Origin of the sequence: Actinoplanes teichomyceticus ATCC 31121 (genome assembly GCF_003711105.1) — a bacterium.
Taxonomy (GTDB): Bacteria; Actinomycetota; Actinomycetes; order Mycobacteriales; family Micromonosporaceae; genus Actinoplanes; species Actinoplanes teichomyceticus.
In genome coordinates this window covers 2,019,532-2,032,717 of sequence record NZ_CP023865.1, presented here as the reverse complement: position 1 = coordinate 2,032,717, position 13,186 = coordinate 2,019,532, and the positions used below count along the sequence as shown (strand labels likewise).

Sequence of the window (13,186 nt, the reverse complement as noted above, 5' to 3'; positions counted from 1 at the left end):
ATGTATGTCGGGATAACCGGGGTGGGCGCGTACCTTCCGGAGCGCGAGGTCACCACCGGGCAGTTGCAGGACGGGGTGGCCACCGCCGGTGGCGTCCGCCTGCCCCGCGGGCTGTTCGCCCGGCTCACCGGCATCGAGCGGCGCCGCGTCGCCGGCCCCGGCGAGTACGCCTCCACCCTCGCCGTGCACGCCGCCCGCGCCGCCCTGGCCCACGCCGACCTGGACCCGCTCGACATCGACCTGCTGCTGTTCGCCTCCGCCTCCCGCGACATGGTCGAACCGGCCACCGCGCACATCGTGCAGGCCGAGCTCGGCAGCCGGGCGCACGCGCTGGACGTCACCAACGCCTGCAACAGCTTCGTCAACGGCATCGACCTGGCCCGCGCGATGATCCTGGCCGGCCGGGCCCGCCGCGCCCTGGTGGTCACCGGCGAGACTCCGACCCGGGCGATGCGCGGCCGCGTCGACAGCCTCCAGCAGGCGCGCCGCTCGTTCGCCGGGTTCACCTTCGGTGACGCCGGGGCCGCCGTGGTGCTCGAACCGGTCGCCCGCGGCGGCATCCTGGACATCGACACCGAGACGCACTCGCAGCACTGGACGGTCGGCGGCATCCCGGGCGGCGGCTCCCGGCACCCGCGCGGCGACGAGCACACCTACTTCACCGGCGACGGGCACCGGCTGCGCGGCGTCTTCGAGAAGGTCGGCGCCAGCATCCTGGACCGGGTCCGGGCCCGCACCGGCCTGGAGCACACCGACTACGCCCGGATCCTGGTGCACCAGGTGACCCTGCCCTACCTGGACCGGTTCATCGAGGTCACCGGCGTGCCCCGGGACCGGCTGGAGATCACCGTGACCGGGCTCGGCAACGTCGCCAGCGCCACCCTCGGCGTACAGCTGGCCCGGGTCGCGCCGCAGCTGACCACGGGCGACCGGGTGCTCTTCATGGGCCTCGGCGGCGGGGTCAGCATGATGACCATGGTCTGGGAGCACTCGTGACCACGAACCTGTGGGTGGTGGTCCCGGCATACAACGAGGCCGCCCGGATCGGCGCCACGCTGGACGCCCTGGCCGCCCAGACCGACACCGGCTTCACCCTGCTCGTGGTCGACAACGGCTCGACCGACACCACGGCCGGCGCGGTCGAGGCGTTCGCCGGCCGCGCCCCGTTCCCGGTGCGCCTGATCGCCGAGCCGGAGAAGGGCGTCGGCTGCGCCGTCGACACCGGGTTCCGGCACGCCATCGCCGCCGGGGCCGGCTTCCTGGCCCGTACCGACGCGGACTGCCTGCCCCGGCCCGGCTGGGTGGCGGCGGCCCGGGCCGCGCTGCACGGCGGGGCCGGCATGGTGTGCGGGCGGATCACCGCACGCCGCGACGAGCACGGCCCGGCCGGGCGGGTGGCCTTCGCCGGGCTGGTCACGATCGCCGCCGCGTTCGGCCGGCTGCGCCCGGCGCACCGCGGCCACGGCTACCGCACGCCGTACCGGATGCACGCCGGGAACAACATGGCCATCACCGCGGCGCTCTACCAGGCCTGCGGCGGGATGCCGCGGCGGCCGTCGCCGACCGACCGGATGTTCCTCAACCGGGTGCGCCGCACCACGGCGTCGATCGTCCGCAGCCGGGAGATGGTCGTGGAGAACTCGACGCGGCGGCTCACCGCGTACGGCGTGCTGGGCACCGCCCGGTGGTACCTCGACCGCGGCAGCGGCCCGCTCACCCCGGACCCGAGGTGACCATGCCGGCGACCATCACCCGTCCCCGCCATGCCGGGCGCTGCCGTGCTCGATGAGCTGACCGCCGGCCTGCGGCCCGGCGACGACACCCCGGCGTTGCTGGGCCGCCGCCGGGTCAGCCGGGGAGACCTGGCCGAGCTTCGCGACCGGTACGCCGCCGCCCTGCACGCCCGTGGTCTGCGCCCCGGCGACACACTCGGGGTCGCCGTGCGCCCGGGGGCGCGGGCCCTGGCGGTGCTGCTGGCCGCGTACCGGATGGGCCTGCGCATCGCCGTGCTCGACCCCTCCGCCGGGCCGGACGTCCTGCTCGCCCGGCTCGCGCTGGCGCGGCCGGCGCTGATCGTCGCCGACGCGGCCGCCCAGGCGGTCGCCGGCTGGGCCGCGCCGCTGGCCCGCCGCGCCGGCCTGGCCCTGCCCGACCTGTCCCGGCTCGCCCCGACCGTCACCGTCGGCCGCCGCCTGCCCGGGTCCGCCCCGGCCCTGCCGCCGGGCGGCCCGCTCCCGGCGGTCTTCGACGGCGACGGGGACGCGGTGGTCATCTTCACCTCCGGGACGACGGCCAGCCCGCGCGCCGTCGTGCACACCCGGACCGGACTCGGGGCCGGGATGCGCGCGGTCGCCGAGCTGGTACGACCGCGGCCCGGCGTGCCGATCCTCGGCGGGATGTTCTTCGTGCTGGTCCCGGCGCTGGCCGTGGGCGCGCCGGTGGCCGTGCCGGCCCGCCGGCCAGGCTCGCTGGCCCGGCAGATGACCGCGCTGCGGCCACAGGCCACCTATCTGACACCGCCGCAGCTGCGGGCCGCGCTGGACGCCGGGGTCCCGTTCGGCGGCCGGGTCTACAGCGGATCCGCGCCGGTCTCGGCGGCGCTGCTCGACCGGGTCCGGGCGGCCGGGGCCGAGCAGGCGTGGTGCGTGTACGCGCTGACCGAGGTCTTCCCGGCGGCCGCCGTCGAAGCGGCCGGGAAGGCCGCGCACACCGCGGACGGCGACCTGGTCGGCGAGCTGCTGCCGGGTGTCCGCGCCCGGCTCGGCCCGCCGCCGGGCGCGCCGTCGCGCCCCGCGCCGGGCACACCGCAGCTTCCCGCGCCGGGCGCATCCTCCGGACCCGGCACGCGCCCCGGTTCAGCACCCTCCGGACCCGGACCCGGCACGCGCCCCGGTTCAGCACCCCCCGGTCCCGCTCCGGGCTCGGACCGGGCCGGGGAGCTGCTGCTGGCCGGGGCCGGGGTCTGCGACCGCTATCTGGGCGCCGAACCACACGAGTGGATCGCCACCGGCGACCTCGCCCGCCTCGACGGCCGCCGGGTCGTCCTGGCCGGGCGGGCCAAGGACATGATCCTGCGCCGCGCCGAGAACATCTATCCCGGACTCTACGAGCCGTCCCTGCACGTGCCCGGCGTGTCCCTGGCCGTCCTGGTCGGGATCCCGGCCACCGACGGCGACGAGCAGGTCGTGGCGATCGTCGAGACCGCACCGGGCGCGGACCCCTCGGCGGTCCGGGCCGCGTTGCGCGACCCGCTGCGGCGGATGGGCGCCGCCCGGCCGGACCGGGTTCTCCTCGCGCCCGTGCCGCTGGCCGGCCGCTCCCGCAAGCCGGACCGCGCGGCCGCCGCCGCGTTCGCCCGAGCCGAGGTACGCCGATGAGACCCCTCGCCGTCATCGTGCCCGCCTTCAACGAGGCCGCCTCGATCGGCGCCACCCTGGACGCCCTGGCCGCCCAGACCGACACCGACTTCACCCTGGTCGTCGTCGACAACGCGTCCACCGACGACACCGCGGCCGTGGTCCGCCGGTGCGGCGCGCCGTTCCCGATCGAGGTGGTGACCGAGCCGGAGCCCGGCGCCGGTACGGCGGCCGACACCGGCTTCCGGTACGCCATCGCGCACGGCGCCACCCTGCTGGCCCGCACCGACGCCGACTGCCGGCCCGGCCCCGGCTGGGTGGCGACCGCCCGCGCGTACCTGACCTCCGGCGCCGAACTGGTCTGCGGCCGCAGCGTCCCGCGCCGGGACGAGCACCCGTCCCTGGCCGAGCGCCACGTGTTCCCGGCCGTGGTCCGGCTCGCCGCGCTCTACGGCCGGTACCGCGGCGCGCACCGGGCGCCGGACTTCCGCACCCCGTACGTCCTGGTCCACGGCCACAACCTGGCCCTGACCGCCGACCTGTACCGGCGCTGCGGCGGCACCGCCCGCGAGCCCCTGGAAGCCGGGTCCGAGGACGTCACCCTGCTCAACCGCGCCCGCCGCCACACCGACCGGATCGTGCGCGCCGAGGACCTCGTGGTCGAGGCGAGCCTGCGCCGGCTGCGGGCCTGGGGCGCGCGCCGCACCCTGCTGTGGTACTGGGACCGGCGCTGGTTGCCGCCCACCGCCACCGAGGTGCACGTCCGATGACGCCTGCCGAACCGTCCGGTCGCCCGGCGCGCCGGACCGGCAGCGGGATGCGGCGGGCCCGGCGGCGCGACCGGCGGGTGTACTCGTTCCGCCACCCGGTGCTGTTCACGCTGCTCACGCTCACCCGTGGCCGGCCGGTCCGGCGGCTCGGCGGCACCGTCCTGATCCACTCCCGGGACGCGTTCCGCGACGGCCTCACCCGGATCCCGCTGGACCGCTCCGCCGCCGGCACCACCGGAGGCGCGGCCGGTGACCTGACCGGCGGCGGCCTGCTGTTCGACCAGGACGGCGACGAGCACCGCGGCACCCGGCGCGCGCTCGCCGACGCCCTCGGCGCCGACGGCGTGCAACGGCTGCGCCCGGTCTGGACCGCCGTCCTCGACCGGCGGCTCGCCCCGCTGGCCGGCGGCGCCACGATCGATCTGGTCGACGTGGCCGCCGAGATGGCCGGCGCCACCGCCGCCGCCCTGCTCGACCTGGACGCCGACCCGCACGCGCTGGCGGCCGCCGCCCGCGCCGCGGCGGCCACGGCCGCCCGGGAGCACCTCCCCGGCATCCCCCGCCCCGGGCTGCGCCGCGCCGCGCGGGCCGCCGCGGCCGATCTGACCGCCCTGGTGGCCTCGACCGGCGCCACCGGTCCGGCGGCGCGCCCCGACGGCTGCCCCGCCGGTCACCCGGCGCCGGTCGCCGCGCGGGACCGGGTGACCGACGGTGTGGCGCTCGCCGCCATGCTCGCCGTGGCCGCGATCAACACGACCGTCGCCGCGCTGCCGCGGGCCGCGGCCTGGTGCGCCGACGCCGGCCTGTGGCGCTACGCCGAGACCGCGCCGGACGCGCTGACCTCCGAGCTGCTGCGGGTCACCGCGCCCACCCCGCTGTTGCCCAGGGTCGCGGCGGCCCCGGGCACGGCGGGCTCCTGCCCGGTGCGCCGCGGCGACCGGCTGATCCTGGTCGCCCGCCACGCCGTGGACGCGCACCGCACCGACCCGTGCCCGGCCGATCCCGCTCCGCCGCAGATCGCGCAGCTGGTCTTCGGCGCGGGTACGCACGCCTGCCCCGGCGCCCGCCTGGCCCGCCGGCAGCTCACCGACGCCCTGCGGGCGCTGGCCCGGCACCGCCCGCGGGTGGTCCGCGCCCGCGTCGACCGGCACGGCGCGCTGCCCGGCTGGTCCCGCCTGATCCTGGCGGCGACCCGATGACCGCCCCGGCCGCCGCGGACCGCCCGGCCCCGGGCGACGGCGACCCCGTCCGGCCCGCGGTCCGCGCCACCGGGCCCGCCGCGGACCGCGCAGACGGTGACGCGGACAGCGGGGCCGGCGGCGCAAGCAGCGGCAGCGGGGCCGGCGGCGCAGGCAGCGGGGCCGGCGGCGCAGGCAGCGGGGGCAGCAGGGCCAGGGGCGCGGGCAGCACGGGCAGCAGGGCCAGGGGCGCGGGCAGCACGGGCAGCAGGGCCAGGGGCGCGGGCAGCACGGGCAGCAGGGCCAGGGGCGCGGGCAGCAGGGTCGGTGGAGCGGACAGCGCGGCCGGCCTGCCGCTGCGCGGGATGCGGATCGCGGTCACCGGCGCCAGCGGCTTCTGCGGCTCCGCGGTCGCCCGGGCCGCCGCCGCGGCCGGCGCCACGGTCATCTGCCTGGGTCGCCGCCCCGGCCCGCTGGGCGAGCACCGGCATTGGGACGCCACCCGCGCCGTCCCCGACCTCACCGGGGCCGACCTCGTGCTGCACCTGGCCGCCGCGGTCGGCGATCCACCGCCCGGCCGCGCCGCTGCGGCACGCTTCCACGCCGTGAACGTCGGTGGCACCGCCCGCCTGCTGCAGGCCGTCGACGGCCGCCCGCTGGTCTGGGTGAGCAGCGCCAGCGTGTACGCCCCCAGCCGCACCCCGATCCGCGAGGACCAGCCGCTGGGCGGGCTCACCGCGTACGGGAGAACGAAGGCCGCGGGGGAACGCCTGGCCCTCGCCGCCGGCGCCGTCGTCCTGCGGCCGCGGGCCGTCTACGGCCCGGGCGATCCGCACCTGCTTCCCCGCCTGCGCCGCGCCGTGCGCGGCGGCCGCGCCCTGCTGCCGGGCCCGGACATCCGGCTCAGCCTGACCGCCGTGGAGAACCTCGCCGACGCCTGCCTGGCCGCGCCCGCCTGGCCGCCGGGCGCCTACAACATCGCCGACGCCGCCGCCTACAGCCGGGACGCCACGGTGGCGGCGGTCTGCGGCGTGCCGGTGCGGCACCTGCCGCTCGGCCTGGCCCGCGCGGCCGCCGGGGCGGCCACCGGTCTGGCCCGGCTCACCCGTCACGAGCCGGTCCTCTCCCGGTACGCCCTGGAGCAACTGACCGCCCCGGTCGTCCTCGACATCGCGCGCGCGAGCGCGCAGGGATGGCGGCCGGCCCGCTCGTTGCGCGACTACCTCGGCACACTCGCCGACGCGGCTGGATGAGGCCGGGCCGGATCGCGGCCGCTGCCGCCGGCGGCGCGATCCGGACCGGTGCGCGATCCGGACCGCGGGACCGGACCGGTGCGCGGGATCCGGACCGGTGCGCGATCCGGACCGCGGGACCGGACCGGTGCGCGGGATCCGGACCGGTGCGCGGGATCCGGTCCGCCGTGCCGCACGCGGCGTGGCCGGTGGCCGCCGCCGCGGAGCGACGCATGGTGCGCCGGCGGCGACCACCGGCGTACGGCCGAGGCCCCGTCCCGTGATCCGGCATCGCTGATCGGAAACAGCTCGGTAACGGCAAGGTTGCAGATCCTCAGGTCGTCCGCGCGTCAAGCCGGCCGAACCGGGTGCGCCAAATCGGATCTTCTACCCTGAACCGGTCCATGAAAACGGACAGAACCCACCTCACACCGCCACCAAACGATGGCGCAGGGTAACCTGCATCACGGTGTCAACGGCGTTGACAGGGCCCGTCAACGATGTTGACACTACGGCGGTACCCATCGCTGTCCGAAAGCGTTCAGTCATGCCTAGTCCGACCGGACGGCTCGCCCGCCCATCCGCGTGGAGCGCGACCGTGCCCCGCCAGCTGCTGTGGTTCATGCTGGTCGGCGCGCTGAGCACGGTCCTGCAGACGATCGTCTACGTCTCCGTGCGCGAGGTGCTCGCGGCCACCTGGGCGAGCTGGCTGGCTTTGCTCGTGGTGACCCCGGCGAACACCGAGGCCCACCGCCGGATCACCTTCAACGTGACCACCTCGGCGATCGGCCGCCTGCACTGGGAAGCCGGTCTCACGTCGGTCGTCGTCTACCTGGCGAACCTCGCGGTGGCCCCGTGGCTGAGCGGCATAGCCGGACCGCACCCGTCGGCGCTGACCGAGTCGCTGATCCTGGCCCTGACCGGCAGCGTGGTGGGCGGCGCCCGCTACCTCATCCTGCGCGGCTGGGTGTTCGCCGCCCGCCGCCACACCCCCGCGCCGGAGTCCGCCACCGCCGCGACGGCCACCGCCGGCGAGGTCCCGGGTGGCACGATCCGCAGCCGCCGCTCCCGCCGCACCGCCCTGCGCCGCTTCGTCCGCACCTCCGCGACCGGCGCCCGCCCCCTCCCCCGGACGCCCGGCGCGCCCACCGCCGCCGGGACGCCCGACTTCACCACGGCCGTTCCGGGCGACGCGTTGCGCACGGCCTGCGGCACTCCCGGCGGCCTGCCCCTGGCGGTCCTCGCCTGCCTGGGCACGCTGGCTCCCATCCCCACCGCGCGTCTCTGCTCCAGCCATTCCGGGCCGGGCGTCCTCAACCAGCGCCCCGCCGGACGCATCCGCACCTGGCACCGCAACCGCCGCCAGCACCTGACCGCCCGGAGCTAGTGACGAACGCGGGGCCGCCCCTTCGCCCGCGCTCGTCACCAGCTCCGGGCGCGCCGGGCGGAAAGCTCAGACTCCGGGCTCGCCGGGCGGAGAGCTCACATTCCGAGCGCGCGCTCGGGCGGAAAGCTCACACTCGGAGCGCGCGCTCGGGCGGAAAGCTCACACTCCGGGCTCGCCGGGCGGAGAGCTCACACTCCGAGCGCGCTCGAGCGGAGAGCTCACGCCCGTCGGGGCCGGAATGCCCCACAAGCGGGGACCGGAGAGCCTCACCCACCGGGGACCAGGAAGCGGGCCCGTGATCGGCGCCCGCCGTCGCAGGAACCGGCGCGCCACTCGACCCGCGAGACGCCGCGCCTGCAGACCCGGGTGATTCCCCGGCGCGGGGCGCCGCGGTCGGTTCAGCCGACGGGGCCGCCGGTACCGGCGTTGGAATCGCCGGGCCGGCCGGGAGTGGGCGGGTCTTCGCAGGTGAGCAAGCGCTGGATGGCGTCGCCGTAGAGGGCCACCACGGCTTCACGCTCGGCGCAGGCCAGAACCGGGTCGGCGACCAGCCAGCAGGCGTTGATCAGGCCGGCGAACTGGGCCGCGGCCAGGCGGGCGCGCAGTTCCGGGTAGGCCCCGCCGATGCGTTCGGCGAGCGGGCCGACGAAGACGTCGTGCACCGAGGCACGGAGGCGCTCCTTGATCTCCGGACGGTCGGAGGCGGTGAGCAGGGCGCGGTAGACCCCGGCGACCGGGCTCTCCGCGCCGTCCAGCACGTAACGGACCAGCTCGCGCCCGATCGACTCGATCGGGCCGGTCAGGATGCCGGTCAGGTCGCCGGAGACCGACACGGCGGCGAGGAAGAGACCCTCCTTGGACCCGAAGTGCCGGATCACCAGCGCCGGGTCGCATCCGGCCGCCGCCGCGATGGCCCGCACCGTGGTGGCGCCGTAGCCGTCCCGGACGAACAGCTCCCCGGCCGCACGACGGATCGCGTCCCGGGGTGGGAGGTTCTGCGTCGCCACACGATCATCTTATGGCGGTTTCCCGGACCGCCCACCAGCCCCATAGCCACTCCCGGGCGGGACCTCCGGCCCGGCGCGCCGGAGAAGGCCCGGTACGCCCGAGCCGGTTCGCGGTGGGCGGACCGGGGCCGGCGGTCGGCCGCCGGAGCGAATCCCCGCGATGCGGGGCGGCGGCCGACCGCCGGAGCTCTCACCGGTGGATGCCCGCGTCACGGCACCTGACACCCAACGGCTCCAACGACGGAGTTCCGGTGGTAGACGCGGACCAAACCATGCCGGGCGGCGGAAGGCAAACACCTCGCGTTCCGGAACCACTCGCGCCGCGCTCCGGGGCCGCCGGCACGACTCCCGCCACGGCGGCCCCCGCAAGGCGCAACGCCACCCAACCGCCCCGCCCCCACCGCGTCCCGGGGCTGCCCGGCCCTACCCGGCCCCGGCGGCCGGCAGCGGTGCCGGGTAGGGCCGGGCAGGGCCGGGCAGGGCTGTCGGTACCGAGCAGCCGGGCAGCGCTGTCGGTACCGAGCAGCCGGTCAGCGTGGTGCCGGGCAGCCGGTCAGCGCCCGGTGCCGCGACGGCGTCGGGTGAGGAACAGGGTGGCCAGGCCGACACTGACCAGGGCCACCCCGCCCAGTCCCACCGCTGCCACGTTCGTGCCGGTCAGGGCGAGTCCGGCGGCTTTGGGCGTACCGGAAGCCGGGGTGACGCCGGCCGGCGACCGGGAGGCGCCATCCTGCGCCGCCCCCGGACGACCCGGGCCGGTGTGCCGCGAAGCGGTGCCCGGCGCCGGGCGGCCGCCCGCGCCGCCCGGCGAGTCGCCGGACTGGCCCGCGGGTGAGTCGGCACCCTGGCCGGCGGGCGAGCCGTCAGGCTGGTCTCCCGCCGATCCGGCGGGCGCCCCGGGCCGGTCCGCCGGCCAGTCGGCGGGCGAGCCCGGCTGATCCGCGGACGAGCCCGGCTGATCCGCGGGCGAACCCGGCTGATCCGCCGACGAGCCCACGGGCGAGCCGGGCTGGTCCGCCGACGAACCGCCGGGCTCGTCCGCCCCCGATCCGCCCGGGTGATCGGCATCGGCCGGCGCGGCCGCGTAGCCACCGGGCGTCCGCCCGCCCGAGCGGGCCGGGGCGGTCGCCGACACCGACAGGTGGCCGAGCGCGACGTCGAGCACATGCGCGGAGCCCAGCTTCACCTCGACCCGCAGCGCGGCGGCCTGTGCTCGCACCTGGGAGTCGCCGATCTCCTGGCTCGGTGAGCCGAGCGAGAGCCGCACGGTGAGCGGCGCCGCCGGCCGATCCGCGGCCATCCGGCCGAGGAGGTCGACGGAGACGCTGTCGTGCTCACCGTCCAGGCCGGTCACCGGCTTGCCTCCGGAGGTGACCGAGAGGACGGCGGGCCGATAGGTCACTGCGGAATGCTGGCGGTCGCCGCCGGCGACCGCCTCCAGACGCGGCTGGCTGATCACCTTGGCGGTGATCTCCTGCGGGGTGCCGGCGAAGAGGGTCAGGTTGCCGAGGGCGACACCGGCACACGACCGTACGCCGATCCGCCCGCCCCGCAGTTTCACCAGGTCCGTGGCGCTTTGCGTGGAGCCGGTCGGGCCGACCTTGAGCAGGCTGGTCCGGCGGCCGGTGTGGCCGTGCTTGCTGACCGCCTGGATGGCCGGTGTCGTGCCGGCGCCGCCGAGCACGCTCAGGCCCTGGATCATGGTGGCCGCGCGGGTCAGCGCGCCGGTCCGGCCGCAGTGGTACCCGTCGGTCCAGGTCGCCTCGGCGCTGGCCTTGCCGAGTCGGGCGGTGGCCAGGCCGCCGGCGTTGAGGGCGGCGAGCGTGACCTGCACCGGGCCGGGTCCCCGGCCGGGGGCCCGATGGTCGGCGACGGCGTCGCGCAGCGGGAGCCCGGGCAGGTGCATGCCGAGCAGCCGGGCATCGGCGTATCCGGCGGTGGCCGCGGTCTTGCCGCTGCGGTTGCGGGTGTCGACGGCACCGTGCGCGGGGCCGAGGCGGACGTCGGCGAGGGCGGGCAGGCCGGCGGCGAGCGGTCCCGGGTCGAGTACGGCGATCCGCGCCAGGTCGGCCTGCGACGTCGCGGTGAACCGCCCGGTCCCGCAGGATGCGCCGCCGGCCGTGGCGGGCATGGCGGGCACCGCCAGCGCCACGGCGGCGACTGCCGTGGCGGCGGCGGGTGCGGCGCTGCGGGAACGGCGTGGCCGGGGAACGGGGCGACGGGCGAGCGGCATGAAGCATCCTTCCGGATAAAGGAGGAAGTGTCCGACCTTCCATCGGATAGCTCCCTGATCCGGCTACGGCCGCTCCCTGAGCCGCCCGCTATTCGGGCATACCGGCAAATGCCCCTATTCTCGACTTTCCTGGTAAGTCGCACCGCCGTGGGATTCCTGGGTGAGCGGGCGGGCCCCACCCTCGGGCGGTCCCGCCTCGGTCTGCGCACCGGCCGCGAGCTCGGGGAACTTGAGGTCGAAGGCGGGCCGCTCGGACCGGATCCGCGGCATCCGGTCGAAGTTGCGCAGCGGCGGCGGGCAGGACGTCGCCCACTCCAGCGAGTTGCCATGCCCCCACGGGTCGTTCGCGGTGACGACCCTGCCGCTCTTGTACGACTTCCACACGTTGTAGAGGAACGGCAGCGTCGCCGCCCCGAGGATGAACGACCCGATCGTCGAGATGGTGTTCAGGCCGGTGAACCCGTCGGTGTCCAGATAGTCCGCGTACCGCCGGGGCATGCCGTCGTTGCCCAGCCAGTGCTGCACCAGGAAGGTGGTGTGGAAGCCGATGAAGGTGAGCCAGAAATGCACCTTGCCGAGCCGGTCGTCGAGCATCCGCCCGAACATCTTCGGGAACCAGAAGTAGATCCCGGAGAACACGGCGAACACGATCGTTCCGAACAGCACGTAGTGGAAGTGCGCCACCACGAAGTAGCTGTCGTGCACGTGGAAGTCCACCGGCGGGGAGGCCAGCAGCACCCCGGTCAGCCCGCCGAGCAGGAACGTCACCAGGAACCCGATGGCGAACAGCATCGGTGACTCGAAGGTGAGCTGGCCACGCCACATGGTGCCGATCCAGACGAAGAACTTCATCCCGGTGGGCACCGCGATCAGGTAGCTCAGCAGGCTGAAGAACGGCAGCAGCACCTGGCCGGTGGCGAACATGTGGTGCGCCCAGACGCTCATCGACAGCCCGGCGATCAGCAGGGTGGCCGCCACCAGCGGCTTGTAGCCGAAGACCGGCTTGCGGCTGAAGACCGGGACGACCTCGGTGATGATGCCGAAGAACGGCAGGGCGATGATGTACACCTCGGGATGGCCGAAGAACCAGAAGAGGTGCTGCCAGAGCAGCGGGCCGCCGGTGGCCGCATCGAACACGTGCGCCTGCAGCACCCGGTCCGCGGCGAGGGCGAACAGCGCGGCCGCCAGGAACGGGAAGACCAGCACCACCAGCAGGCTGGTGAGCAGGATGTTCCACGTCATGATGGGCATCCGGAACATGGTCATCCCGGGCGCGCGCAGGGTCAGGATCGTGGTGATCATGTTGACCGCGCCGAGGATGGTGCCGACGCCGGAGATGGCCAGGCCGACCACCCACATGTTGCCGCCCACACCCGGGGAGTGCTCCCCGTTGCTGAGCGGCACGTAGGCGGTCCAGCCGAAGTCGGCCGCCCCACCCGGGGTGAGGAAGCCGCCCAGGGCGATCAGGCCGCCGAAGAGGTACAACCAGTAGGCGAACGCGTTGAGCCGCGGGAAGGCGACGTCGGGCGCGCCGATCTGGATGGGGACGACGAAGTTGGCGAAGGCGAACACGATCGGCGTCGCGAAGAACAGCAGCATGATCGTGCCATGCATGGTGAACAGCTGGTTGTACTGCTCCGGCGAGAGCATCTGCATGCCGGGCCGGGCCAGCTCGGCCCGCATGATGAGCGCGAGGAGGCCGCCGAGCACGAACCAGGCGAACGCGGTGACCATGTACATGATGCCGATCTGTTTGGCATCGGTGGTCCGCAGGACGCGGGCCAGCGCGGACCCTCTGACCTGACGGCGGACCGGCCATGGCCGGCTCTGCACGGGACGCGGCGCGACGGTGGTCATCCAACCTCCAGCCAGACACTCTCGACCTGTTCGTACTCCCCCGATTTCGCCTCGCCAACCGCTCCATATCTGTTGTTCTCGGTCAACCCCGCGGCGGTGCGCCATCCGCCAATATCGGCAGGTTCGATGACGCGCACCGGACTCCCGAGCCGACGGGCGGGGCACG

Annotated in this window: 10 protein-coding genes; 7 read left to right on the top strand and 3 right to left on the bottom strand. The window is 75.9% G+C overall.

The genetic code is table 11. The annotated features are described in order from the left end of the window. From ACTEI_RS09265 to ACTEI_RS09225, 7 genes are all read left to right on the top strand, one after another. Complete coding sequence (locus tag ACTEI_RS09265; protein ID WP_122977272.1) at positions 1-996, top strand: 3-oxoacyl-ACP synthase III family protein; 996 nt, start codon at positions 1-3, stop codon at positions 994-996. Then, positions 993-1,733 carry a glycosyltransferase family 2 protein gene (locus ACTEI_RS09260; protein ID WP_203723576.1) on the top strand — a complete coding sequence of 247 codons (741 nt, stop codon included), beginning with the start codon at positions 993-995 and terminating at the stop codon, positions 1,731-1,733. Before ACTEI_RS09265 ends, ACTEI_RS09260 begins: the two co-directional genes overlap by 4 nt. 30 nt (positions 1,734-1,763) lie before the next feature. Then, positions 1,764-3,377, top strand: coding sequence for an AMP-binding protein (locus ACTEI_RS09255; protein ID WP_122977271.1), 1,614 nt, complete (start codon positions 1,764-1,766; stop codon positions 3,375-3,377). Next, on the top strand, positions 3,374-4,126 hold the full coding sequence (locus ACTEI_RS09250; RefSeq protein WP_122977270.1) for a glycosyltransferase family 2 protein: 753 nt from the start codon (positions 3,374-3,376) through the stop codon (positions 4,124-4,126). Before ACTEI_RS09255 ends, ACTEI_RS09250 begins: the two co-directional genes overlap by 4 nt. After that, positions 4,123-5,325, top strand: a complete 1,203-nt coding sequence (locus ACTEI_RS09245; protein ID WP_239082261.1) for a cytochrome P450 family protein — start codon at positions 4,123-4,125, stop codon at positions 5,323-5,325. Before ACTEI_RS09250 ends, ACTEI_RS09245 begins: the two co-directional genes overlap by 4 nt. A 344-nt stretch (positions 5,326-5,669) precedes the next feature. Further along, positions 5,670-6,557 carry an NAD-dependent epimerase/dehydratase family protein gene (locus tag ACTEI_RS09235; protein WP_122977267.1) on the top strand — a complete coding sequence of 296 codons (888 nt, stop codon included), beginning with the start codon at positions 5,670-5,672 and terminating at the stop codon, positions 6,555-6,557. Between the two features lie 526 nt (positions 6,558-7,083). After that, positions 7,084-7,923 (top strand): GtrA family protein, encoded by an 840-nt coding sequence (locus ACTEI_RS09225; protein ID WP_122977265.1) that lies wholly within the window; start codon positions 7,084-7,086, stop codon positions 7,921-7,923. Between the two features lie 398 nt (positions 7,924-8,321). On the opposite strand, the gene ACTEI_RS09220 is transcribed toward ACTEI_RS09225, so the two are convergent. From ACTEI_RS09220 to ctaD, 3 genes are all read right to left on the bottom strand, one after another. Then, positions 8,322-8,930, bottom strand: a complete 609-nt coding sequence (locus ACTEI_RS09220; protein ID WP_122977264.1) for a TetR/AcrR family transcriptional regulator — start codon at positions 8,928-8,930, stop codon at positions 8,322-8,324. A 553-nt stretch (positions 8,931-9,483) separates the two neighbouring features. Continuing rightward, entirely contained in the window at positions 9,484-11,163 is a 1,680-nt protein-coding gene (locus ACTEI_RS09215; RefSeq protein WP_145830831.1) for an ICP22 family protein, read from the bottom strand. A 114-nt stretch (positions 11,164-11,277) separates the two neighbouring features. Then, a complete protein-coding gene (ctaD, locus tag ACTEI_RS09210; RefSeq protein WP_122977262.1) occupies positions 11,278-13,020 on the bottom strand; it encodes an aa3-type cytochrome oxidase subunit I in 1,743 nt (580 codons plus the stop codon). Positions 13,021-13,186 lie beyond the last annotated feature (166 nt).

Excerpts from the sequence above, each read along its gene's own strand:
- ACTEI_RS09265 (WP_122977272.1), top strand. The coding sequence starts at position 1 with ATGTATGTCGGGATAACCGGGGTGGGCGCGTACCTTCCGGAGCGCGAG.
- ACTEI_RS09255 (WP_122977271.1), top strand. The coding sequence starts at position 1,764 with ATGCCGGGCGCTGCCGTGCTCGATGAGCTGACCGCCGGCCTGCGGCCC.
- ACTEI_RS09250 (WP_122977270.1), top strand. The coding sequence starts at position 3,374 with ATGAGACCCCTCGCCGTCATCGTGCCCGCCTTCAACGAGGCCGCCTCG.
- ACTEI_RS09245 (WP_239082261.1), top strand. The coding sequence starts at position 4,123 with ATGACGCCTGCCGAACCGTCCGGTCGCCCGGCGCGCCGGACCGGCAGC.
- ACTEI_RS09235 (WP_122977267.1), top strand. The coding sequence starts at position 5,670 with ATGCGGATCGCGGTCACCGGCGCCAGCGGCTTCTGCGGCTCCGCGGTC.
- ACTEI_RS09225 (WP_122977265.1), top strand. The coding sequence starts at position 7,084 with ATGCCTAGTCCGACCGGACGGCTCGCCCGCCCATCCGCGTGGAGCGCG.
- ACTEI_RS09215 (WP_145830831.1), bottom strand. The coding sequence starts at position 11,163 with ATGCCGCTCGCCCGTCGCCCCGTTCCCCGGCCACGCCGTTCCCGCAGC.
- ctaD (WP_122977262.1), bottom strand. The coding sequence starts at position 13,020 with ATGACCACCGTCGCGCCGCGTCCCGTGCAGAGCCGGCCATGGCCGGTC.